The 22,585-nt window shown below is 62.7% G+C and carries 20 protein-coding genes; 11 read left to right on the plus strand and 9 right to left on the minus strand.

Going from position 1 to position 22,585, the window contains the following annotated elements:
* Window positions 1–4: 4 nt before the first annotated feature.
* From F3H95_RS12540 to F3H95_RS12555, 4 genes are all read right to left on the minus strand, one after another.
* On the minus strand, window positions 5–787 hold the full coding sequence (locus F3H95_RS12540; RefSeq protein WP_143127674.1) for an ABC transporter permease: 783 nt from the start codon (window positions 785–787) through the stop codon (window positions 5–7).
* Window positions 784–1,683: an ABC transporter permease subunit gene (locus F3H95_RS12545; RefSeq protein ID WP_143127673.1), complete on the minus strand. Its 900-nt coding sequence runs from the start codon at window positions 1,681–1,683 to the stop codon at window positions 784–786. The genes F3H95_RS12540 and F3H95_RS12545 overlap by 4 nt, the downstream gene beginning before the upstream one ends.
* A gap of 96 nt (window positions 1,684–1,779) precedes the next feature.
* Complete coding sequence (locus F3H95_RS12550) at window positions 1,780–2,886, minus strand: ABC transporter substrate-binding protein (RefSeq protein ID WP_143127672.1); 1,107 nt, start codon at window positions 2,884–2,886, stop codon at window positions 1,780–1,782.
* Window positions 2,887–3,022: 136 nt separating this feature from the next.
* Complete coding sequence (locus F3H95_RS12555; protein ID WP_143127671.1) at window positions 3,023–3,910, minus strand: MurR/RpiR family transcriptional regulator; 888 nt, start codon at window positions 3,908–3,910, stop codon at window positions 3,023–3,025.
* Between the two features lie 172 nt (window positions 3,911–4,082).
* On the opposite strand from F3H95_RS12555, the gene F3H95_RS12560 reads away from it, so the two are divergent.
* From F3H95_RS12560 to F3H95_RS12590, 7 genes are all read left to right on the plus strand, one after another.
* Window positions 4,083–4,862 carry an N-formylglutamate amidohydrolase gene (locus F3H95_RS12560; RefSeq protein WP_149746255.1) on the plus strand — a complete coding sequence of 260 codons (780 nt, stop codon included), beginning with the start codon at window positions 4,083–4,085 and terminating at the stop codon, window positions 4,860–4,862.
* A gap of 112 nt (window positions 4,863–4,974) precedes the next feature.
* Entirely contained in the window at window positions 4,975–6,549 is a 1,575-nt protein-coding gene (locus tag F3H95_RS12565; protein ID WP_149746256.1) for an amino acid permease, read from the plus strand.
* 68 nt (window positions 6,550–6,617) lie between these two features.
* Window positions 6,618–7,988 carry a glutamine synthetase family protein gene (locus F3H95_RS12570; protein WP_149746257.1) on the plus strand — a complete coding sequence of 457 codons (1,371 nt, stop codon included), beginning with the start codon at window positions 6,618–6,620 and terminating at the stop codon, window positions 7,986–7,988.
* A gap of 101 nt (window positions 7,989–8,089) precedes the next feature.
* Entirely contained in the window at window positions 8,090–9,469 is a 1,380-nt protein-coding gene (locus F3H95_RS12575; RefSeq protein WP_149746258.1) for an aldehyde dehydrogenase family protein, read from the plus strand.
* Between the two features lie 4 nt (window positions 9,470–9,473).
* On the plus strand, window positions 9,474–10,619 hold the full coding sequence (locus F3H95_RS12580; RefSeq protein WP_149746259.1) for an iron-containing alcohol dehydrogenase: 1,146 nt from the start codon (window positions 9,474–9,476) through the stop codon (window positions 10,617–10,619).
* Window positions 10,620–10,735: 116 nt separating this feature from the next.
* Window positions 10,736–11,134 carry a hypothetical protein gene (locus F3H95_RS12585; RefSeq protein WP_149746260.1) on the plus strand — a complete coding sequence of 133 codons (399 nt, stop codon included), beginning with the start codon at window positions 10,736–10,738 and terminating at the stop codon, window positions 11,132–11,134.
* A 334-nt stretch (window positions 11,135–11,468) separates the two neighbouring features.
* Window positions 11,469–12,185: an AAA family ATPase gene (locus F3H95_RS12590; protein ID WP_149746261.1), complete on the plus strand. Its 717-nt coding sequence runs from the start codon at window positions 11,469–11,471 to the stop codon at window positions 12,183–12,185.
* Between the two features lie 75 nt (window positions 12,186–12,260).
* On the opposite strand, the gene F3H95_RS12595 is transcribed toward F3H95_RS12590, so the two are convergent.
* A complete protein-coding gene (locus F3H95_RS12595; RefSeq protein WP_244618013.1) occupies window positions 12,261–13,637 on the minus strand; it encodes a L,D-transpeptidase in 1,377 nt (458 codons plus the stop codon).
* Window positions 13,638–13,862: 225 nt separating this feature from the next.
* Here F3H95_RS12595 and F3H95_RS12600 point away from each other — a divergent pair, with 225 nt between their 5' ends.
* The 3 genes from F3H95_RS12600 to F3H95_RS12610 all read left to right on the plus strand — a co-directional run bounded on the left by F3H95_RS12600 (window position 13,863) and on the right by F3H95_RS12610 (window position 15,562).
* On the plus strand, window positions 13,863–14,702 hold the full coding sequence (locus F3H95_RS12600) for a DUF4432 family protein (protein ID WP_149746263.1): 840 nt from the start codon (window positions 13,863–13,865) through the stop codon (window positions 14,700–14,702).
* A 122-nt stretch (window positions 14,703–14,824) separates the two neighbouring features.
* The gene (locus F3H95_RS12605; protein ID WP_149746479.1) at window positions 14,825–15,163 is read left to right on the plus strand and encodes a TIGR01244 family sulfur transferase; all 339 of its coding nucleotides are present in this window, start codon (window positions 14,825–14,827) and stop codon (window positions 15,161–15,163) included.
* 57 nt (window positions 15,164–15,220) lie between these two features.
* Complete coding sequence (locus F3H95_RS12610; protein ID WP_149746264.1) at window positions 15,221–15,562, plus strand: RidA family protein; 342 nt, start codon at window positions 15,221–15,223, stop codon at window positions 15,560–15,562.
* Window positions 15,563–15,871: 309 nt separating this feature from the next.
* Here F3H95_RS12610 and F3H95_RS12615 read toward each other — a convergent pair whose 3' ends face one another.
* From F3H95_RS12615 to F3H95_RS12635, 4 genes are all read right to left on the minus strand, one after another.
* The gene (locus F3H95_RS12615) at window positions 15,872–16,522 is read right to left on the minus strand and encodes a pyridoxamine 5'-phosphate oxidase family protein (protein WP_149746265.1); all 651 of its coding nucleotides are present in this window, start codon (window positions 16,520–16,522) and stop codon (window positions 15,872–15,874) included.
* Between the two features lie 100 nt (window positions 16,523–16,622).
* Complete coding sequence (locus tag F3H95_RS12620) at window positions 16,623–18,272, minus strand: thiamine pyrophosphate-binding protein (RefSeq protein WP_149746266.1); 1,650 nt, start codon at window positions 18,270–18,272, stop codon at window positions 16,623–16,625.
* Window positions 18,269–19,516: a CaiB/BaiF CoA-transferase family protein gene (locus F3H95_RS12625; protein ID WP_149746267.1), complete on the minus strand. Its 1,248-nt coding sequence runs from the start codon at window positions 19,514–19,516 to the stop codon at window positions 18,269–18,271. The genes F3H95_RS12620 and F3H95_RS12625 overlap by 4 nt, the downstream gene beginning before the upstream one ends.
* Window positions 19,517–19,764: 248 nt before the next feature.
* Window positions 19,765–20,727, minus strand: coding sequence for an alpha/beta hydrolase (locus F3H95_RS12635; protein WP_149746269.1), 963 nt, complete (start codon window positions 20,725–20,727; stop codon window positions 19,765–19,767).
* Between the two features lie 90 nt (window positions 20,728–20,817).
* Between F3H95_RS12635 and ettA the strand changes: the two genes are divergently transcribed.
* Window positions 20,818–22,467 (plus strand): energy-dependent translational throttle protein EttA, encoded by a 1,650-nt coding sequence (gene ettA / locus F3H95_RS12640; RefSeq protein WP_149746270.1) that lies wholly within the window; start codon window positions 20,818–20,820, stop codon window positions 22,465–22,467.
* The last annotated feature ends 118 nt before the right edge of the window (window positions 22,468–22,585 follow it).

Genomic DNA, 22,585 nt, shown 5'->3' on the forward strand with positions numbered 1-22,585 from the left:
ATCCTCAAACCGGGCGCTGCGGGGTTTTCTGCAGCCGGGAAACCAGCTGCATCAGGCCAAGGCAGGCCCAGGTGATGCCGAAGGCGATAACCGCCAGCGCGGCAGGTTCATAGGCCCGGTTGGCGCCGAGCAACTGCATGTAGGGGCCGAAGGCGGGCTTGTTCAGGAGCGCCGCCATGGTGAATTCGCCCATCACGATGGCGAAGGTGACGAAGGCGCCGGACATCACGGCAACGGTGACATTCGGCAGGATCACGCGGCCGATGATGGTGGCCCAGCCGGCGCCGAGGCTCTGGGCGGCCTCCGTCAGCGTCGTCACGTCGATCGTGCGAAGCCCCGTATCCACCGCGCGGTACATGTAGGGAAGGCTGAGCGTCGCATAGCCGAACACCAGCAGCACGTCGGTGCCGACATAGGAGCCCGTCAGCGGCAGCCAGCTCGAGGTATTGTAGAGCCGGATATAGCCGAACACGATGACGATCGCCGGAATGACCAGCGGCAGCAACGTGACGAACTCGATATAGGGTCGAAGATAGGGCAGCTTCAGCCGCACCCAGTAGGCCGTCGGCACCACCAGGAATACGCCGAAGACGATGGTCAGCAGTGCCATCCACACGGAATAGCCGAAGGTCTCGTGGAAGCGGCTGTCGGCGAAGACCTTGGCATAGGCATCGAAGGAATATTCGCCGCGCCGCATCTTCAGCGAGAAATTGGTCATGCCGACGAGCGGCAGGATGAAATAGATCAGGCCGATGATCAGCGCGGCCCAGGCCCAGAGACGTTTCATTTCAGCCACCTCTCGCTGCGGGCGCGAAGCCAGATGTAGATCGCATTTGCGCACCCGGTCACGACGATCATGCCGAAGGCCAGTGCATAACCAAGATGCGGATCGCCGAGCACATCGCCGCGAATCTGGGCATAGAGCAGGATCGGCACGATATTGAGCGAGGAGCCTGTCAGCGCGATCGCGGTTGCCACGGCGCCGAAGGCATTGGCAAACAGGAGCGCCAGCGTGCCGAGCAGCGAGGGCAGCAGGATGGGAAAGCCCACCATGCGCCAGTACTGGCCGTTGGTCGCGCCGAGAATGGCGGCCGCCTCCCGCCATTCCTTCTTCAGCCCGTCCAGCGCCGGCGTGATGATCAGGACCATCAGCGGGATCTGGAAGAACAGATAGGTGACCGTCAGGCCCCAGAAGGAAAGAATGTTGAAGCCCAGCATGCGCAGGTCCACACCGAATTCGCTGCGCAGGAACAGGTTGACGAGGCCGACGGGCCCGAGCGTTGCCAGGAAGGCGAAGGCAAGCGGAACGCCGGCAAAGTTCGATGCGACGCCGGAAAAGGTCAGGAGCGGATCGCGGATCGAGCGCGGCAGGCCGCCCAGCACCACGGCGGCGGCCATGGCAAACCCGATCAGGCAGCCGAGGATCGCGGACATGAAGCTGATCTTGATGGAAATCCAGTAGGCCGCCAGAATCGAGGGCGTGAAGAGCCCCGCCACATTGGAAAGCGTGAAGCCGCCATCCGCGGTCTGGAACGCGCCGATGACGATCTTCATCGTCGGCAGGATCAGGAACAGCAGAACGAAGGCGGCAAATGGCACGACACCCAGCCAGTGCATCGGGAAGCGCGCGAACCGTCCAGGCGGCGCAGCGCTGTTGGCCTTCGTGGCCGTCTCTGTCGACATCTCGTCTTGCCCCTCTTTCCTGCAGTCATCGCAGGTTATGCAAAAACGGTGCCGCCTCGATTGTCAAATGCGAGGCGGCACCGGATTTCAGTTCAGTTACTTGACGTTGGCGCCAACGACCTTGTCCCAGCCGCCGGTGACGGCAGCCTTGTTGGCATCGACTTCCTCGAGCGTCGGGAAGTAGGCCTTTTCATAGGCGGCTGCCGGCGGCAGCTTGGCGATCAGGTCCTGCGGAACCTTGCCGGCCTTGACCATGGCGTTGAAACGGACCGGGTGGCAGTAGCCCTTCAGCCACAGGTTCTGGCCTTCGTCGGAATAGAGGTGCTCCATCCACAGCTTGGCGGCGTTCGGGTGCGGTGCATAGGCCGAGATGCCCTGAACGTAGACGCCGGCCAGAACGCCAGACGCCGGAACGACGACGTCCACCGGCGGGTTGCCGGCCAGCGTGTCCTTGGCGGCCAGCGCATTATAGTCCCACATCACGACGATCGGGGTTGCGCCCTGTGCCAGCGTGCCGGACTTGCCGATGACGGGGACGAAGTTGCCGGCCTTGTTGAGTTCGGCGAAATACTTCAGACCAGCTTCGCCGGCATCCTTGCCAGCCTTGGCGCCACCTGCCATGCCGGCCGCGAGAACACCGAGAATGGCCTGGTTCGAGGCACGCGGGTCGCCGGCAAGCGCAACCTGGCCGGCATATTCCGGCTTCTTCAGGTCAGACCAGTCCTTCGGCGTGTTCTTCACCAGGTCCTTGTTCACCAGAAGCGACATGACGCCGTAATAGTCGCCGTACCAGTAGCCTTCGGCGTCCTTCAGGTTGTCAGGGATTTCGGCCCAGGTGGAGACCTTGTAAGGCTGAAGCAGGCCTTCCTTCTTCATCTGCGGACCGAAGGCGAGGCCCACGTCCACGACGTCCGGAGCCTGCGGGCCCTTGTTGTCCTTGTTGGCCTTGATGGCTTCGACTTCGTCTGCCGAGCCGGCGTCCGGGTTCAGTTCGTTGACCTGGATTTCCGGATACTTCTTCTTGAACGAAGCGATCACATCGCCATAGCCGCACCAGTCGTGGGGCAGGGCGATCGTCGTCAGCATGCCTTCCTTCTTGGCGGCAGCAATCAGTTCTGCGCTCGGTTCGGCATAGGCGAGGCTTGCCGTCGCAACGACCATGGCAGTGGTCATGGAAAGCAGTCGATGGAACTTGGTCATCACGATGTCCTCCTGGGGTGTTGTCGTGTGGCGCGACTCGTAGAGTCGTTTGATGAATGGCATGTGACAGGATTGTTAACACTAACGATGGCGATGCCGCCTTGCGTTCTCCTTCTTCTTTTGGCGTCTTTACAGTGGCTTAGCTTCCTTCCGCCGGCGTCGGCCGGCGAAACAGCCTTGACCGTTCGAAGAGCTTTTCCAGTGAATTCATGCGCTCACGGGTCTTTTCCCAGGCCGCACTCTGCACCGCCTCGATCAGCGCCTCCACCGTGAACAGCGTCACCACGGACGAATCCCAGGCGGACGGCGCCTCGATGCTGATCTTGAACACATGGCGGGCATGGCGGGCGACCGGAGAGGCCCAGACATCGGTGAACAGGATGATATCCACGCCGCTGGCCGCCGACGCTTCTGCGAGCGTCGCAAGTTCCTGCTCGTAGCGACGGATGTCGAAAATCACCAGCACGTCGCCGGGGCTCATGTTCAGGAGATATTGCGGCCAGGAACTGCGATTGGTGGAGATGAGCGTTGTCTTCGGCCGGATCACCTGCATGTGGGTGAAGAAGTATTCGGCAAGCGCGCCCGTAATGCGACCGCCAACGAAATAGAGGCTGCGCTTTTCGTCCCGCAGGAGTGCGGCCGCGCCATCGAAAGTCGCGACATCGAGACTGCTCAGGGTGTCGCGCAGATTGGCGGTGATGGCATCGGCGAAGCGGTTGAGAATATGGGCTGTCGGCGCGCCGGCCGCCCAGCGGTCGTGCTTGGCAATCGGGCTTGAAATGGTTGCTTCCAGATCCTGATGCAGGTGCTGCTGGAACTCCGGATATCCCTTGTAGCCGAGCTTTTGCACCATGCGGGCCACGGTCGGCGTTGATACGCCGGCATTTTCCGCAACGGTCGTAATACTGCCGAGGCCGGACACCGGATAGTGTTCCAGCAGGCTGTCGGCCAGCTTTCGCTCGGCAGGCGTCAGTCCGTCATAGTTCAGACGGATGACGTCCAGCACCGTGTGTGGAGGTGACGTCACGTTTCCCTGTTTTCCCCTTGCCGGTCTTCTGCCGGTTTACATGCCGGAATTAACAATCGACTGCGGATGAAAGTCAATGTGTCCGCTGAAAAGAATCTTTCAGCATGGTGATTGACGGCGACCCAATGTTGAAGAATTCTCTTCTTCATGATCACAGGGGGCTGGATGATCCATGCTTGCGCAGACGCACCTGCTGACTGAGGCGGACGGGCAACCGGTCGCTGTGGAAAACCCGCAAGGACGCGGCGAGGTTCTCCTCGTGTGCGAGCATGGCGGTCGCCTGCTTCCTGCATCGCTCGGAACGCTCGGTCTATCGGCAGAGGCGCTGTCCTCGCATATCGCCTGGGATCCCGGCGCGCTCCCGGTCGCGATGATCATGGCAAGGCAGCTCGATGCCGTTCTCATCCACCAGCGCTTTTCGCGGCTCGCCTATGATTGCAATCGTCCGCCGGAATCGCCCGGCGCCATCCGTGATGTCAGCGAAGTCTATCAGATCCCCGGCAATGCGAACCTGACGGACGGGGAGAAGGCGGCGCGTGCGCAAGCCATCTATCTGCCGTTCCGCAGCCGGATTGCGCAGGAGATTGCCGCGCGCCGTGCGGCGGGCAGACCGACGGTGCTTGTCACCGTCCACAGTTTCACACCCATCTATTTCGGTCAGCCGCGCGCGGTGGAGATCGGCATCCTGCACGAGCGGGATGCCCGTCTTGCCGATGCGCTCCTCAAGGCGGCCGAGACCACGCATCTCTATCGCATCGCGCGCAACGAGCCGTATGGGCCCACGGACGGGGTGACCCATACGCTGGAAGAGCACGCCATTCCGGCGGGCCTGCTCAACGTGATGATCGAGGTGCGCAACGACCTTATTCAGGAGGAAACCGGCCAAGGGGTTGTGGCCGATTTCCTGACGGGGCTGCTCGGCGAGACACTCGCCGACATGCACCGATCATAAAAAGACGAAGACCCCGCGGGAGCAGTTGTTTGCGTGACCGCAGCGAAAGCTGCGCAAGTTCAATCTCGGAATCCGTCCGGCAGACGGCGGATCTTGTGAACAGGGGAACGTCATGTCCGATTATACTGAAAGCGATAAGAAGCAGGATATCCAGATCCTGCACTCCATGGGCTATGCGCAGGAACTCGAGCGTCGCATGAGCTCGTTTTCCAATTTTGCCATTTCCTTCTCGATCATCTGCATCCTGTCCGGCGGCATCAATTCGCTGGGGCAGGCAACGGCCGGGGCCGGTGGTGCTTCCATCGGCATCGGCTGGCCGCTGGGCTGCCTGATCTCCGGCATCTTCGCGCTGGGTCTGGCGCAAATCAGCTCCGCCTATCCGACAGCCGGCGGCCTCTATCACTGGGGCTCCATCCTCGGCAACCGGTTTACCGGCTGGCTGTCGGCCTGGCTCAACCTGCTTGGCCTCGTCACCGTGCTCGGCGCGATCAATGTCGGCACGTTCTATTTCTTCTTCGGCGCCTTCGGTACCACGTTCGGCATTGAGGATACGCTGGTGGACCGCGTTGTCTTTGCGGCCGTCATCACGGCACTGCAGGCCCTGATCAACCATTTCGGGATCGGCCTGACCGCCAAGCTCACCGATTTCTCCGGTTATCTGATCTTTGCCACCGCGCTGGCTCTCACCATCGTGTGCCTGGTGTCTGCGCCGAGCTACGAGTTCGCCCGGCTCTTCACCTTCGCCAACTACACGGGCCAGCCGACAATAGCTGCCGATGGCACGATGACGGGTGCGGCGGTCTGGCCGAATGTCGTCTCGGGCGGCATGGCCTTCCTGCTCGGCCTGCTTCTGCCGATCTACACCATCACCGGCTATGATGCCTCTGCCCATACCTCGGAGGAAACGGTGAAGGCGGCCGTCTCCGTGCCGAAGGGCATGGTGTCTGCCGTCATATGGTCCGCCGTGTTCGGCTACATCATGCTGTGCGCCTTCGTCCTGATGCTGCCCAACATGGAGGATGCGGCCAAGCAGGGCTGGAACGTGTTCTTCTGGGCCATGGATACCCAGGTGAATGCCACGGTGAAGACCGTGCTCTACGCGCTGATTTTCGTCTCGCAGTTCCTCTGCGGCCTGGCGACGGTCACCTCCGTCTCGCGCATGATCTTCGCCTTCTCGCGCGACAAGGGCCTGCCCGCCTCGGCGGCGCTTGCCAAGGTCAGCACGAAATACCGCACGCCGGTGGCGGCCATCTGGACGGGGTCGATCCTGTCGGTCCTGTTCATCTGGTTCACCTCGGCGATCACGATTGCCGGGACGCCGGCCTATTCGATCGTCGTGTCCTGCACGGTCATCTTCCTGTTCCTGTCCTTTGCCCTGCCGATCGCGCTTGGCCTGGTGGCCATCGGCACGCCGAAGTGGCCGAAGATGGGGCCGTGGAACATGGGGATCGGTACCTACAAGCTGGTGTCCGTGCTGGTGATCATCTCGATGGCCATCATCTTCTACATCGGCGTGCAGCCGCCAAACGACTGGGCGCTGGAAATCACCGTCGGCTTCCTTGTGCTGACGGCGATCGTCTGGTTCGGCTTCGAGAACCGTCGTTTCATGGGCCCGCCGATCGGCGACGCCATCGCCAAGCGCAAGGCCGAGATTGCTGCCGCCGAGGCAGCCGTCGGCGAGGCCTGAGCCATCGCCGGCATCCTGCCGCCGCGCGGGGAGGCGCGGCGGTATCCTCCTTTCGAACGGATATCGATATGACTTCGACTTATACCTTTGACGACCTGAAGATCGACGTGGCGGCCGGGCGGATCGACACGGTGATCGCGGCGCAGGTGGACATGCAGGGCCGTCTGATGGGCAAGCGCTTTCAGGCGGAATATTTCGTCGACAGCGCCTTTAAGGAAACGCACAGCTGCAACTATCTGCTGGCGACCGACATGGAGATGGAAACCGTGCCGGGCTACAAGGCCAGCAGCTGGGAGAAGGGTTACGGCGACTATACGATGAAGCCGGACCTTGCGACGCTGCGCAAGCTGCCGTGGCTTGAAGGCACTGCGCTTGTGCTGTGCGACGTGCTCGATCACCATACCCATGAAGAGGTGCCGCACTCGCCCCGCACGATCCTGAAGACCCAGGTGAAGCGTCTGGCGGATATGGGCTATACCGCCTTCATGGCGAGCGAACTCGAATTCTTCCTGTTCGACCAGAGTTTCGAGGCCGCGCGCGAGGGCGGCTATCGGAACCTAAAGCTCGCCAGCGCCTATAACGAGGATTACCACATCTTCCAGACCACCAAGGAGGAAGAGGTGATGCGTGCGGTGCGCACCGGCCTGCAGGGCGCCGGCGTACCGGTGGAAAACTCCAAGGGCGAGGCCTCGGCCGGCCAGGAGGAGATCAATGTGCGCTATGCCGAGGCGCTGACCATGGCCGACCGGCACGCGATCATCAAGAATGCCGTCAAGGAAATTGCCTGGTCGAAGGGCAAGGCCGTCACTTTCCTTGCCAAGTGGCACAATGCGGCGGCGGGCTCGTCTGCCCATATCCATCAGTCTCTGTGGAGCCTCGACGGCAGAACGCCGCTGTTCCTCGACAAGGACGCGCCGCACGGCATGTCGGAGCTGATGCGCCATTATGTGGCGGGCCTGCTCGCCTATGCCGAGGAATACACCTATTTCCTGGCGCCCTACATCAATTCCTACAAGCGCTTCGTCGCCGGCACCTTCGCGCCGACCAAGATCGTCTGGAGCCAGGATAACCGCACGGCCGGCTTCCGCCTTTGTGGCGAGGACACCAAGGCGATCCGCATCGAGTGCCGGGTGGGGGGCTCCGACGTGAACCCCTATCTCGCCATGGCCGCCCTTCTCGCTGCCGGCATCCGCGGCATCGAGGAGAAGCTTGATCTGGAACCGGCTTTCGAGGGCGATGCCTATATGGGGCAGGGGATCCGGCAGATTCCGCGCACGCTGCGCGATGCGACCGCCACGCTGAAAAACTCCGCCATGCTGCGTCAGGCCTTCGGCGACGCGGTGATCGATCATTATGTCCGTGCTGCCGAATGGGAGCAGGAGGAGTATGATCGCAAGGTGACCGATTGGGAGGTGGCGCGCGGTTTCGAGCGGGCGTGAGATCTGCCACATTCCCCTGATCGTGTGGCTCGACTAAGATGCGAACAAGGGATAGCGGAGCATGCCGCTGTCCACCCTTTCATGACAACAGGAAGACGATCATGGCAATGATCCAATGTATCTCGCCGGTGGACGGTTCGGTCTACGCGGAGCGGCCGGTTCTGACGCTGGAGGCGGCGACTGCCGTGGTCGCCCGGGCGCGGCAGGCACAGAAAGGCTGGGCAAAACGCCCGCTCGAGGAGCGTGTCCAGCTGGTGCTGAAGGGCGTTGCTCGCCTCAACGAGATGGCTGGCGAGGTGGTTCCGGAACTGGCTTGGATGATGGGCCGGCCGGTGCGTTACGGCGGCGAGTTCAAGGGGTTCAACGAGCGCTCGAACTATGTGGCCAATGTGGCGGCCGAGGCGCTGGCGCCGATCGAGATCGAGACGAGCGCCGCCTTCACCCGCCGCATCGCGCGGGAGCCGCATGGCGTCGTCTTCGTCATTGCGCCGTGGAACTATCCATACATGACCGCGATCAACACGGTGGCCCCGGCACTGATGGCCGGCAACACGGTGATCATCAAGCATGCGGCGCAGACGCTTCTGGTCGGCGAGCGCATGGTGCGCGCCTTCGTGGAAGCCGGCGTGCCCGAGGATGTTTTCCAGAACGTCTTCCTCGATCACCAGACATCGGAGCAGCTGATCGCGACGGGCGCCTTCAACTTCATCAATTTCACCGGGTCCGTTGCCGGCGGACGCGCGGTGGAGCGCGCCGCAGCCGGCACCTTCACCGGCATGGGTCTGGAACTGGGCGGCAAGGATCCCGGCTATGTCATGGAAGATGCCGACCTGGATGCCGCTGTCGATACGCTGATGGATGGCGCGACCTACAATTCCGGCCAGTGCTGCTGCGGCATCGAGCGCATCTATGTGCACGAAAGCCTCTATGATGCCTTCGTGGAAAAATCGGTGGCCTGGGTGTCGAACTACAAGCTCGGCAATCCGCTGGAGCAGGAGACCACGCTTGGCCCGATGGCCAATGCCCGGTTTGCGAAAACCGTGCGCGAGCAGGTGGCCGATGCGGTGGCGAAGGGGGCGAAGGCGCTCGTCGATCCCAAACTTTTCCCGCAGGACGATGGCGGCGCCTATCTGATGCCGCAGGTGCTGGTCGATGTGGACCATTCCATGGAATTCATGCGCGAGGAGACCTTTGGTCCTGCCGTCGGCATCATGAAGGTGAAGAGTGATGCAGAAGCGCTCGACCTGATGAACGACTGCAAGTACGGACTTACCGTCTCGCTCTGGACGAAGGACGAGGAGCGTGCGGCACGCCTCGGCGCCGATCTCGAAACCGGCACCGTGTTCATGAACCGCTGCGATTATCTCGATCCGGCGCTTGTCTGGACTGGCGTCAAGGAAACCGGCCGCGGCGGCTCGCTCTCCGTTCTCGGATTCCACAACCTCACCCGGCCGAAATCCTATCACTTCAAGAAAGCCTGACCCCATGAACATCACAGCCAACTGGAGCTATCCCACCGCCGTCAAGCTTGGCCGCGGGCGCATCAGGGAACTGGGCGAGGCCTGCAAGTCGCTCGGCATGAAGAAGCCGCTGCTGGTCACCGATCGCGGATTGGCCGGCATGGCGATCACGCAAGGCGCGCTGGAGGTGCTGGACGACGCCGGCCTTGGCCGCGCGCTGTTTGCCGATGTCGATCCGAACCCCAACGAGAAGAACCTGGACGCCGGCATCAAGGCCTATCGCGATGGCGGCCATGATGGCGTCGTGGCCTTCGGCGGCGGTTCCGGCCTCGATCTCGGCAAATGCGTGGCCTTCATGGTCGGTCAGACGCGGCCGGTCTGGGATTTCGAGGATATCGGTGACTGGTGGACCCGCGCCGGCGTCGAGGGCATCGCGCCGATCGTTGCCGTGCCCACCACCGCCGGCACCGGTTCCGAAGTCGGCCGTGCCTCGGTCATCACCAATTCCGAAACCCATGTGAAGAAGATCATCTTCCACCCGAAATTCCTGCCGGGTGTCGTCATCTGCGATCCGGAACTGACGGTCGGCATGCCGAAGGCGATCACCGCCGGCACCGGCATGGATGCCTTCGCCCATTGCCTGGAAGCCTATTGCTCGCCCTTCTTCCACCCGATGAGCCAGGGGATTGCGCTGGAGGGCATGCGGCTGGTCAAGGAATTCCTGCCGCGCGCCTATCACGAGGCGACGGACATTGAGGCCCGTACCAACATGATGGCTGCGGCCGCAATGGGGGCGGTCGCCTTCCAGAAGGGGCTCGGCGCCATTCACGCCCTGTCGCATCCGATCGGCGCGGTCTACAACACCCATCACGGCATGACGAATGCGGTGGTGATGCCGCCGGTGCTCCGGTTCAACCGTGCAGCCATCGAGGATAAGATCACGCGCGCGGCCGCCTATCTCGGCATTTCCGGCGGCTTCGACGGCTTCTATGACTATGTTCTGGCGCTGCGGGCAGAACTCAACGTACCGCAGACACTGGGTGCGATGGGGATCAAGCCCGATCGTCTCGATGAGCTTTCGGCCATGGCGATCGAGGATCCGTCCTGCGGCGGCAATCCGGTCAAGATGACGCTGGAAAATACCCGGCAGCTGTTTGCGGACTGCTTTTGAGAACAGGCCGCACGTCTTTGCGCAACGCCGGAGACCCTGTCATCGTCCGGACAGGGTTTTCTTTTCATCGTCGGCCTGTCTGGGGGCGGTCCTTTCATCATCACGGGGGGTGATCCATGTCGTTTTTCAAGAAGCCTGTCTGCCGCATTCTCATCGGCGCATTGGCCGCCGGTCTTGCGCTGGAGGCCGGTCCTGCTTCGGCCGAAAGCTATCAAGGGCTGCTGAACAAGGGCTACACGGTCGGCAAAATGAGCCAAGGCAAATCCGGTGCTCTCGGCTGGGTGCTCACGGGCAAGGATGGCAAGCAATTCTGTGAGGCGAACGTCAGTCTGGCCGTGGTGGACAAGAAAACACTCGTCAGCATTCTCCGCAGTGGCCGCATGATCAAGGTCGATCGGGCGACGTTCGAATCCAGAATCGGCGGGCCGGACCCGTCGCTTCCATTGCTGTCCGATCTGAAGGCGGGTCGCGTCGGACCGCGGCACGTCGGTTTCTGCACGCCGCTGCGCAGCTGATCTTCCGGCGTTTCATGCTCATTGCGTGTTGCGAAAGACCGGCATTTTTCGGTGCGTCTCCCCAATATGGAGGAGGCGGCACCGTCTGTTTGCGGATTGCTTCCAGGCCAGCGTCGCCGCAGGGGAGAGCCAGGAATCTGGGCCGTCGGACCCGGATTTTTCACGAGCTTCTATCAGTGAAACGCCACAACCTCAGTTCTGCCGGGTCATATTGATGGCCCTGAAATTTACCGATCATTAACCCTGTTTTTGCAAAGGTTACCGTCATAGGCACCATGTCATGAGGCGGTGCCGCTTCTGAGCGATGTGGCTCGATGATCATCGAGGACAAACCATGCCTGTGATTTCATTTGCAAATGCCAAAGGTGGTGCCGGCAAGACGACGGCAGCGCTTCTTCTTGCCACCGAGCTGGCGCATCAGGGCCACCGCGTGACGCTGGTCGATGCCGACCCGCAGCGCTGGATCAGCCAGTGGCACGAGATGTCCGGCACGGTGCGCAACATCACCATCATCACGGAAGTCACGGTTGCGTCGCTGCAATGTCACCTGCGCGAAATGTCGTCGGCAACGGATTACTTCATCATCGATCTCGCAGGCGCGCGCGATGCGCTGGTGACGACCGCCATCGGCCTTTCCGACCATGTCCTGATCCCCGTCCAGGGATCCGCCATGGATGCCAAGGGTGCCGCCCAGATCCTCGATCTTCTGACCCTGATGAAGGACAAGGCGGGGCTTGCCATTGCCCACTCAGTCGTGCTGACCCGTGTCACGCCCGTCGTCACCACCCGCGCGCTGGTCGCCATCAAGGGCCTGCTCGCCCAGCGTGGCGTCAACGTGCTGAACACGCCGATCGGCGAACGCACGGCCTTCCGCGAACTGTTCGAAGTGGGAGGCACGCTCCACTCTCTGGATGCCGCCAAGGTCTCGAACCTCGACAAGGCGCGGGAGAATGCCCGCATGCTTGCCGAAGAGGTCAAGCGCCTGATGCCCGTCAAGGTCGTCCGTTCCGGCCTTCCACGCGTGCTGAGCTTTCGCCGCGACGCGGCCTGAGATGGTCGGGTAGCATCATGGTCATGAAAAAGGGCGCCCCTGCGGCGCCCTTTTTGTATTTGGTTGCGAGATGTCTCAATCGACGAATTCGACGACCGTTCCGGGCTTCACCATCTTGGCCAGTTCCGTGGCATCCCAGTTGGTCAGGCGAATGCATCCATGGCTGTTTGTCTTGCCGATCTTTGACGGGTCCGGCGTGCCGTGGATGCCATAGGTCGGCTTCGACAGCGCGATCCAGACGGTGCCGACCGGGCCATTGGGCCCGGGCGGGATCTGCAGGATCTTGTCATTGGCGCCCTGCTTGAAATTGATCTTCGGATTATAGGTGTAGCCGGGGTTCAGCGCCACGCGCACCACGGTATGCGTACCGGTCGGCGAGGGGGTGTCCGTGGAACCGATCGTTGCCGGATAGGCGGCCAGCAGCTTGCCATCGGCGCCATAGGCAAAGACCTGCTTCTTGGCCTTGTCCGCCACCACGCGCACCACCTCGCCGGTCTTTGGCGGGCCGGGATTGACGACCTTGACGATGGTGCCGGGTATGGTGAAATCAACGCCGGGATTCAGTGCCTTCAGATAGCCTTCGTCCATGTGGAAGCGCTCGGCCAGCGCCTCCGTCACCGAGGTATAGGACATGGCGGGCAACTGGGACTTGTGCGCATAGTCTTCCGGAATGGCGGCCACATAGGGGCCTGCCGCATCGGCCGGGGTAATGGTGTAGGTGGTGAAGGGCAGGCCACCGGAATAGGTGAGCCGCTGCATGATGTCTTCGGAATTGTTCGGATCCAGCGTTTCGCCGGTCATTTCCTGCCAGGCGGCGACCGCCTTGTTGACGTTATCGCCGAGCCGTCCGTCGATCACGCCCGGCGAAATGCCCTGCCTATCCAGAAACACCTGCAGCGCCACCACTTCCGCCTGCGCCTTGTTGGTGATGGCCATCACCGGCCGGTCGTTGCGCGGCTGGATGGTCGGTTGCGGCAGCGGCTGCACCCGGTCCTGCTCCAGCGAGGCTTCCTGCTGCTCGTCATCCACGATCGCGCCGTTGGCATCGAGCGGCAGACGCGTCACCGAGGTGTCGCGCGGGATGGACCCTGTGACGGCACCCGGTTCGTTGCCGCGATACTGCCGGTAATCGGGGTAGCCGCCGCGCGGGTCGTTCCAGCCGGCGGGCCCCTGATCGGGATAGCCACGTTGCGAATAGCCGCGTGGCGCGCCGGCGGGCGGCTGGGTGTAGGCGTCGCCGCCCCCATTAAAGGCTCCGCGCGGCACTTCCGTGGCCACCACATTGCCAAAATGATCGATCAGCACGCGTCGCCCGCGCCGATCCCGTGCCACCGTGACCTCGCCGGCTTCCGGCACGTAATCCAGAATTTCGCCGGTGGGCGTCACGAGTATGGTATCGGGGCGGCCATAAACGGTCTGCGCGGTCGCGGATGCTGCGCCCTGCAGAATCAGAAAAGCGCCGATCAGAAGGCTGGAAACAAGCGTGGACTTCACAATATCCCCGATTCGCGATTACGACGTAGAACAGCGGCATGCGCCGATGCGTTCCCGACGGCCGGGTTTCACTCAGACAGGTGAAATTTGACCTGAATGAGGAAGAATTGGCTGTCATGGTGAAGCAATAGTAAATTCTGATGTTTTGTCACGCACTCTTGAGGCGTGACGGAGGAGGGTGACGTGAAGGCATTTGTCGCGGCTGCAGGACCCAAGCTGTTCCTGGATGAGACCAGCGTGCTCGATATCGGCGGTTGTGTCGTCGATGGAACGGATATCGCACCGGGCCGCGCCATTCCCGACGACGGGGACCCGCGCATCGATCATTCGCTGGAAGGCTTTCTTTTCACCTGCGGGCCCGACCATATCCGTCACCCGGAGCCGATCCCCGGCGATGCGACGGGCCGCAAGTTTCCCCTGCATGGCTCCTATTCCGGCCATCCCGCCGAGATCCTGTTCTGGGACCTGCAGGGCGAGGATGCCGAGTGCAAGGCGCGCGTGCCGGTGAAGACGGCCGACGGCGGCGAGGCGCTGCTGGAGCGGCACTGGCGCATCAGCGGCGAGACCGGTGAAGTGTGCCTGTCCGACCGGCTGATCAATGTGGGGCAGGTGCCCTTCGCCAGGGTTCACATGTACCACATGAACATCGGCGCCTGGCTGTTCGACCAGCATGTGCGCCTTTCCGGGAAGATGCTGGAGGGTGGCGGCTTTCCCTGGAATTTCGGCGAAGAACCGGGCGGCGTGTTCTGTGTTCCGGCGCGTGTCGAGGGTGAGGACTGGGCGGAGGTGGCGCTCGGCCCCATCGCATCGCTCGGCGGCGTCACGCTCAAGGTGAAGTTCAAAACGGATACGCTGCCCTATCTGCAGATCTGGCGTAACCAGCAGGCACCGGCGCATGTGCTGGGCATCGAGCCGGTCTCTCATCGCTGGGTCGGTCGGGAGGAACTGGCCGCGTCCGGAGAACTTCAGATGCTGAAGCCCGGCGAGAGCGCTGAATACGGACTGCGCTTCTGCTTCGCCTGATGACCTGTGTGAGCCGGGACGCGGGGCAAAACACAGGGCCGGGGGCGCGTCATTGACGTGCCCCACCCGCCATCGTAAGGGAAAGCCCTGATTTTTGAAGCACAGCGCCGGAGGCCGACATGATGGATATCCGAGAGATCAACGACGAATACGCGGTGACGGGCCAGATCACCCCCGAAGACCTCGACCAGATCAAGGCCATGGGCTTCAAGTCGATCGTCTGCCATCGCCCCGATGACGAGGAGCCCGGCCAGCCGAACTTTGATGTGGTTGCTGCCCGTGCTCGCGAACTGGGGCTTGAGATCGCCCATGTGCCGGTCGGCAGGATGGGCGTTGATGCCGATGCCGTGCGCGGCATGGTCGATGCGCTCGACGAATTTCCGCGGCCGATGCTGGGATACTGCCGCTCCGGCGCCCGTTCCACGGCGATCTACGAAAAGAGCCAGCACCTGCGCGGCTGAGCGGTCTCTTCACCGCCCACTCTTTCTTTCCAAGCTCATTTTATGGGGAGCATGTCCATGAGCATCAAGCGTATCGAACCCGGCAAGCGCATGAGCGGCGCCGTTGTTCACGGCAACACCGTTTATCTCGCCGGCCAGGTGGGCGAAGGCGCGACCGTGACGGAACAGTCGAAGTCGGCGCTTGCCGAAGTCGACCGTCTGCTGGCTGCTGCCGGCACCGACAAGTCGAAGATTCTGCAGACGATCATCTATCTCTCCGACATGTCGACCTTCGCCGAGATGAACGCCGTCTGGGAAGCCTGGATCGATCCGGCCAACCCGCCGGCCCGCGCCACGAGCCAAGCCGCTCTGGCGACCCCGGACTACAAGGTGGAATTCATCGTTACCGCAGCTCTTTGAGCCTTTTGACGGATTGAGACAGAGACCCGGCAGATCCTGTTGATCTGCCGGGTTTTTTGTTGGGAGCGGGGCCGCGCGCCGATCCTGACGCTGGATCTGTCGGCCGGTGAGCCGGCACATCCGCTAGCCGATGGCGCATCCCGTACGGTCGTTCAGACGGCGCCTGGCCAATCGCATCTAAGGGCGAGACGGTCGCTGGAAAACGCGATCGACGCCACGGCCGCGGCGAAGCTCCCCGCCGCTTGCAGCACGCCTTTCAATCCTGCCCTTCACGCACCGTTTCAAGGGCGATTCTCGTGGAGGCGGCGCTCAGTAAAGCGTGCGCCGGTATTCCTCTTCCAGATCGTCATCCAGCTTGCGTTTTTCCGCAGCATCCTGCGGGGCACCGGTGGTTTCGTCGAGAATGATCTCGACGAGGGACGGCATTGCCTTGCGATCCTGCAGGTGATCGGCGCTCCAGAGGTGCGAGCGGCGGAATGCCTTGGCGCAGTGAAAGAAGATCTCCTCGATATGAACAATGATCGCGAGTTTGGGCGCCCGGTCGTTCACCGTCATGCTGTTTAGCAGTTCAGGTTCCGTCGTCAGCGCGGCGCGTCCGTTCACGCGCAGGGTATCGTCAAATCCGGGCACGATGAACAGCAGGCCGACGTTCGGATTGCTCAATAGGTTGCTCAGCGTATCCAGCCGGTTGTTGCCGGGCCTGTCCGGTATCGCCAGGGTCCGGTCATCCAGGATGCGGACGAAACCGGCCGGATCGCCGCGCGGGCTGACATCCGCCTTGCCATTCGCGTTCTGCGTACCGATGCACAGGAACGGCGACCGCTGAATGAATTCCTGTGCGTGGTGGCTGAGCGTCGTCTGGCATTTCTTCAAGGCCAGATCATGCGTCGGCGGGAACAGGCCTCTCAGCCCGTTCTCGTCGGTAATCGCAAAATCCGGATCGGGCGTGAATGTTTGCATCTGTCTCCCCCAACAGACGAAAATGGATCGGAATAGCTCTGATGTACGTACCTCAAATTGATATGGCAGGCCTTAGTCGCTGTCAAGCGGACGAATCGCCTTAAGCGCGCGTTCGGATCTGCGTCAGCGTCCGGCTCGGGGTAATGGCTTCCGGGGAGAGCATCACCTCGATGATGGCGGGTTTGCCGGAGGCGCGGGCCCGCTCGAAGGCCGGGCCGAACTCTTCCGTCTTCGAGACCCGTTCGCCATGGCCGCCATAGGCGGACGCGAAGGCGACGAAATCCGGATTGACGAGATCGGTGGCGCTGACGCGCCCCGGATATTCCCGCTCCTGATGCATGCGGATCGTGCCATAGGTGCCGTTGTTGACCAGCACGGTGATGATCGGCAACTGGTAGCGCACGGCGGTGATGAACTCCTGCCCATGCATCATGAAGCAGCCATCGCCGGCAAAGCAGATCACTTCCCGTTCCGGAAACAGCTGCTTTGCCGCCACTGCCGCCGGCAGGCCGTATCCCATGGAGCCCGAGGTCGGGGCGGCCTGCGTGTTATAGGCCTGGAAACGGTGGAAGCGGTGCAGCCAGGTCGCATAATTGCCGGCGCCATTGGTGAAGATCGCCGTCTTCGGCGTGTGTTCCTCGATCCAGTCCATGATCGGACCCATGTGGACATCACCGGGACCGGTCCGGGGCGGGGTCGACCAGTTCAGATAGGCATCGTGCATGGCGGCCGTGCGCTCGGCCCAGATCGGCCAGGCCGGCGCTTCGAGATCGCGGATCGCCGCGACGAATTCGGCAGGCCCTGCGCAGATGGCGAGATCGGGGCGATAGAGCCGGCCGAGTTCTTCCGGATCGGGGAAGATGTGGATCAGCTTTTGCCGCGGGTAGGGGATGTCGATCAGCGTATAGCCGGAGGAGGGCATTTCCGACATGCGGGCGCCCAGCAGCACGAGGAGGTCGCTTCCCTTGATCTCGCTTGCGAGCGCCGGGTTGATGCCGATGCCGACATCGCCGGCATAGCAGGTGTGGGTGTGATCGAACAGCATCTGCCGGCGGAAGGAGCAGCCGACCGGCACGTGGAAGCGTTCGGCGAACTGGCGGATGTCTGCCACGGCCTGTTCGCTCCAGCGGGTGCCGCCGAGGATGAACATCGGGCGCTGCGCTTCCTTCAGCCGTGCGGCGAATTCCGCCACCTGGCTCGGGCCCGGATGGCTTTCGACGCGCCGGTAGGTCCTTGCCTCGGGCGCCTCGACCTCATCCACCAGCATGTCTTCGGGCAGCGTCAGCACCACGGGGCCGGGCCGGCCGGAGGTGGCGACCGCAAAGGCGCGCGTGACGAATTCGGGAATGCGCCGGGCATCATCGATCTCGCCGACCCATTTGGCGAATTCGCTGAAGGCGCGGCGATATTCCACTTCCTGGAAGGCCTCGCGTTCGCGGGCATCGCGCTGCACCTGGCCGATGAACAGGATCATCGGCACGGAATCCTGCATGGCCACATGCAGACCGGCCGAGGCATTGGTGGCGCCCGGGCCGCGGGTGACCATGCAGATGCCGGGCTCGCCGGTGAGGCGGCCCCAGCAATCGGCCATCATCGCCGCGCCGCCTTCCTGGCGGCAGACGAGAACGTCGATGCCGCTGTCATAGAGCGCATCGAGCACGGCCAGATAGCTTTCGCCCGGCACGCAGGACACGCGCTTCACGCCGTTTGCCTGGAGGGCTTCCACGATGAGTTGGCCGCCGGTCTTCATGGGGTCTGCCCTTCCTTTTGCTGTGCCTGTTGTCTTGTGTGTTCTCTTTGTCTTGCGTGTTCTCTGGCCTGAAGCTCGGCCAGCACCTGGTCCGTATGCTCGCCGAGGCCGGGGCTCGGCCGATGATAGGTCAGCGGCGTTTCAGAGAGCACGATCGGCGTGCGCACGCCCGGAATGCTTGTGCCGTCGGCCGCGTCGAGATCGATCTTCAGCCCGCGTGCCGCGATCTGCGGATCGGCGAACATTTCGCCGATGGAGTTGATCGGGCCAGCCGGCACCGCATTCTCGCCGCAGGCGGCCAGCAGATCGGCCTTCGTCCATTGCACGGTCTTCGCCACCACGGCGGCGCGCACGGCATCGCGATGGGCGACGCGGGCCTTGTTTGTGGCATAGCGATCGTCGTCGGCCATCGCCTCGATGCCGAGGATTGCGCAGAGGCGGCGGAACTGGCCGTCATTGCCAACCGCCAGAATGAGGTGGCCATCGGCGGTCGGCACCACTTCGTACGGGCTGATGTTCGGATGGGCATTGCCCAGCCGCACCGGCGCCGTGCCGGAGATCAGATAATTCATGTTCTGGTTGGCAAGCACCGCCGACATCACGTCGAGCAGCGCCATGTCCACCTGCTGGCCCTCGCCGGTCTTCATGGCATGGATGAGGGCGGCCTGGATCGCGGTGACCGCATAAATGCCGGTAAAGATGTCGGCGATCGCCACGCCGGCCTTCATCGGTTCGCCATCGGTGGCACCGGTCACCGACATGAAGCCGGACATGCCCTGCACGATGTAGTCATAGCCGGCAAGGCTCGCATAGGGGCCGTTCTGGCCAAAGCCGGTGATCGAGCAATAGACGAGGCGCGGATTGATCGCTTTCAAGCTCTCGTAGTCGAGACCGTATTTCTTCAGGCCACCGAGCTTGAAGTTCTCGATGAACACATCGGCATCGGCCGCCAGCCGGCGCACGATCTGCTGCCCCTCCGGCGTGCTGAAATCCACCGCGATGGAGCGCTTGCCGCGATTGGTGGAATGGTAATAGGCGGCGGAGAGATTTTCACCGTCCTTGCCCTCCACGAAGGGTGGGCCCCAGCCGCGCGTGTCGTCGCCGCCATCAGGGTTTTCCACCTTGATCACGTCGGCGCCGAGATCGGCCAGCATCTGGCCTGCCCAGGGGCCGGCCAGCACGCGTGCCAGTTCGATGACGCGGATACCGTCGAGCGGCGGCTTCTTGTGGGATTCGCTGGTCATGTCTCCTCGCCTGTGTGCAGACCTCACGGCAACATTGTCCGTCGGTCATGGCGGTTGTCGTAGCCCTCTTACCCCGCCTCCGCTTTGCTCGGAGGACCTCTCCCCGAGGGGAGACGGAAACCGCGACGTTGCGGCCTATCCCTTCGCCCCTCGGGGAGAAGGTGCCCGAAGGGCGGATGAGGGGGCTTTCAACGCCGCCTTGCCTTCGTTCATACCGCCACCGCCCGATCACGGCACTTGATATCTAGTCATGAGGTCATTCCTGCAACGGCATGTACCGCTGGCATGGGTAGGTTGGCCTCCGCCCAGGCGGCAAATTCCGCCATGGCCTCCTCGCGGCCGAATTCATTCAGTGTCTCGTGGCGCATCTCGGGATAGATGCGCTTGGTGATCCTTGAAAATCCGGCGGCGGCGAGGCGGTGCGAGAGCCAGGCGGTGGCCTTTGCGCCATCAGTGGCCGGATCCTGCCCGCCACCCACCAGATGGATCGGCAGATCCTTCTTCAGGCGGGAGAGCAGGGCGGGTTCGGTGCCGCGAAAGGTCAGCGCAAAGACGTCGAGCCAAAGCGAGACGCTGACGGCAATGCCGCAGAGCGGATCGGCCTCATAGGCTTCCACCTCGGCCCGGTCGCGGCTCAGCCAGTCGGCCTGGCTTTTAGAGTTGGGCATCGAGCGGCCCCAGGTGTCGAAGGTGAGCCGCGGCAGGATGCCGCTCGGCACGTCGGAGCCTTTCAGCGCCCGCTCCGTCTTCAGCACCACCTGCGCCACCCGGCCGAGAAGGCCGACGGCGAAATTGGAATTCCAGACGGCAAGCGCATCGTACGTGCGTGGATGGCTGAGCACGGTATTGAGCGCAATCAGCCCGCCCATCGAATGACCGAACAGCAGGACGGGAAGCCCGGGATGTTCGGTTGCGGCGTGATCGGTGACGGCCCGAACATCGGCAATCACCTTGTCCACGCCGTCTTTCACGGCAAACCGGCCGGAAGCGGCGTCCGGTGCCGTCGTCAGCCCGTGGCCGCGATGGTCATGCGCAAAGACCGCAAAGCCCCGCGACGCCATGAAGGCGGCGAAGCGGCCATAACGCCCGCTGTGTTCGCCAAGCCCGTGGCAGATCTGCAGGATGGCACGCGGCCGGCCCTCCGCCGGCTGGTGGCGCAGGGCAAGCGAGGCCCCTGTCGGGCTTTCCAGCCTGTGGGTTGTATCGAACATGCCGTCTTCCTCCCCGTCCTGCATTGCTCCAGGCCGCCGATTCGCCTAGATAGCTCCCAAACCCCAAGAGACGCCGGAGCGATCACCCTTATGGCACGTCAATTCATCTATCACATGGCCGGGCTGAACAAGGCCTACGGCAACAAGAAGATCCTCGAGAACATCCACCTGTCCTTCTACCCCGATGCCAAGATCGGCATTCTCGGCCCGAACGGTGCCGGTAAGTCGACCGTGCTGAAAATCATGGCGGGTCTCGACAAGGAGTGGACGGGTGAGGCCTGGCTCGCCGACGGCGCAACGCTTGGCTATCTGCCGCAGGAGCCGCAGCTCGACCCGACCAAGACCGTGTTCGAAAACGTGATGGAAGGTGTTGCCGACAAGACGGCGATCCTCAACCGCTACAACGAACTGATGATGAACTATTCCGACGAAACCGCGGAAGAAGGTTCGAAGCTTCAGGACATCATCGACAGCCAGAACCTCTGGGATCTCGAAAGCCAGGTCGAAATGGCCATGGATGCGCTGCGCTGCCCGCCGGGCGATGCCGATGTGTCCAACCTGTCCGGTGGTGAACGCCGCCGCGTCGCGCTCTGCCAGCTCCTCCTGCGCAAGCCGGACCTGCTGCTGCTCGACGAACCGACCAACCATCTCGACGCTGAGACGATCGCCTGGCTCGAAAAGCACCTTCGCGAATATCCGGGCGCCATCCTGATGGTCACCCACGACCGTTACTTCCTCGACAACGTCACGGGCTGGATCCTCGAGCTCGACCGTGGTCGCGGTATCCCCTACGAGGGCAACTACTCGGCCTATCTGACTGCCAAGGCCAAGCGCCTGGCGCAGGAAGAGCGCGAGGAAGGCAGCCGCCAGAAGGCGCTGTCGCGCGAACAGGAATGGATCGCGGCAAGCCCGAAGGCCCGTCAGGCCAAGTCCAAGGCGCGTATCCGGGCCTATGACGAACTGGTTGCAGCCGCAGAAAACCGCCGGCCGGGCGAAGCCCAGATCATCATTCCCATCGGCGAGCGTCTCGGTCAGGTGGTGATCGAGGCGGAAAACATTTCCAAGTCCTATGACGGCCGCCTGCTGTTCGACAATCTGTCCTTCAAGCTGCCGCCCGGCGGTATCGTCGGTGTCATCGGCCCGAACGGCGCCGGTAAGTCGACGTTGTTTCGCATCATCACCGGCCAGGAGAAGCCTGACAGCGGCGATATCCGCATCGGCGACACCGTGCATCTCGGTTATGTCGACCAGAGCCGCGATTCGCTCGACGGGTCCAAGAACGTCTGGGAGGAAATCTCCGGCGGCAACGACATCATCAAGCTCGGCAAGTTCGACATGAACTCGCGCGCCTATTGCGGCGCCTTCAACTTCAAGGGCGGCGACCAGCAGCAGAAGGTCGGCAATCTGTCCGGCGGCCAGCGCAACCGCGTGCATCTGGCCAAGATGCTGAAGGCTGGCGGCAACGTGCTGCTGCTCGACGAACCGACCAACGACCTCGACACCGAAACGCTGGGCGCGCTGGAAGACGCATTGGAAAACTTCGCCGGCTGCGCCGTGATCATCAGCCACGATCGCATGTTCCTCGACCGTCTGGCCACGCATATCCTCGCCTTCGAGGGTGACAGCCATGTCGAATGGTTCGAAGGTAACTTCGAAGACTACGAGAAGGACAAGATCCGCCGCCTTGGCCCGGAATCGGTCAATCCGAAGCGCGTTACCTACAAGCGCCTGACGCGCTGATATCTCAGCCGGCGCGGCATCTGCTGCCGCGCCGCCACGCCGCTGCAGACTGTGGCGCCGGGTGGTCCTGCTGCCCGGTGCGTTCTGCATTGCAAATATTCGAAATTGGCATTTACGT

It is taken from the genome of Rhizobium sp. RU35A (genome assembly GCF_900156005.1).
GTDB lineage: Bacteria > Pseudomonadota > Alphaproteobacteria > Rhizobiales > Rhizobiaceae > Neorhizobium > Neorhizobium straminoryzae.

Coding starts and splice junctions, on each gene's coding strand:
- F3H95_RS12540 (WP_143127674.1), bottom strand. CDS start 787: ATGAAACGTCTCTGGGCCTGGGCCGCGCTGATCATCGGCCTGATCTAT.
- F3H95_RS12545 (WP_143127673.1), bottom strand. CDS start 1,683: ATGTCGACAGAGACGGCCACGAAGGCCAACAGCGCTGCGCCGCCTGGA.
- F3H95_RS12560 (WP_149746255.1), top strand. CDS start 4,083: ATGCTTGCGCAGACGCACCTGCTGACTGAGGCGGACGGGCAACCGGTC.
- F3H95_RS12565 (WP_149746256.1), top strand. CDS start 4,975: ATGTCCGATTATACTGAAAGCGATAAGAAGCAGGATATCCAGATCCTG.
- F3H95_RS12570 (WP_149746257.1), top strand. CDS start 6,618: ATGACTTCGACTTATACCTTTGACGACCTGAAGATCGACGTGGCGGCC.
- F3H95_RS12575 (WP_149746258.1), top strand. CDS start 8,090: ATGGCAATGATCCAATGTATCTCGCCGGTGGACGGTTCGGTCTACGCG.
- F3H95_RS12580 (WP_149746259.1), top strand. CDS start 9,474: ATGAACATCACAGCCAACTGGAGCTATCCCACCGCCGTCAAGCTTGGC.
- F3H95_RS12585 (WP_149746260.1), top strand. CDS start 10,736: ATGTCGTTTTTCAAGAAGCCTGTCTGCCGCATTCTCATCGGCGCATTG.
- F3H95_RS12590 (WP_149746261.1), top strand. CDS start 11,469: ATGCCTGTGATTTCATTTGCAAATGCCAAAGGTGGTGCCGGCAAGACG.
- F3H95_RS12605 (WP_149746479.1), top strand. CDS start 14,825: ATGGATATCCGAGAGATCAACGACGAATACGCGGTGACGGGCCAGATC.
- F3H95_RS12610 (WP_149746264.1), top strand. CDS start 15,221: ATGAGCATCAAGCGTATCGAACCCGGCAAGCGCATGAGCGGCGCCGTT.
- F3H95_RS12615 (WP_149746265.1), bottom strand. CDS start 16,522: ATGCAAACATTCACGCCCGATCCGGATTTTGCGATTACCGACGAGAAC.
- F3H95_RS12620 (WP_149746266.1), bottom strand. CDS start 18,272: ATGAAGACCGGCGGCCAACTCATCGTGGAAGCCCTCCAGGCAAACGGC.
- F3H95_RS12625 (WP_149746267.1), bottom strand. CDS start 19,516: ATGACCAGCGAATCCCACAAGAAGCCGCCGCTCGACGGTATCCGCGTC.
- F3H95_RS12635 (WP_149746269.1), bottom strand. CDS start 20,727: ATGTTCGATACAACCCACAGGCTGGAAAGCCCGACAGGGGCCTCGCTT.
- ettA (WP_149746270.1), top strand. CDS start 20,818: ATGGCACGTCAATTCATCTATCACATGGCCGGGCTGAACAAGGCCTAC.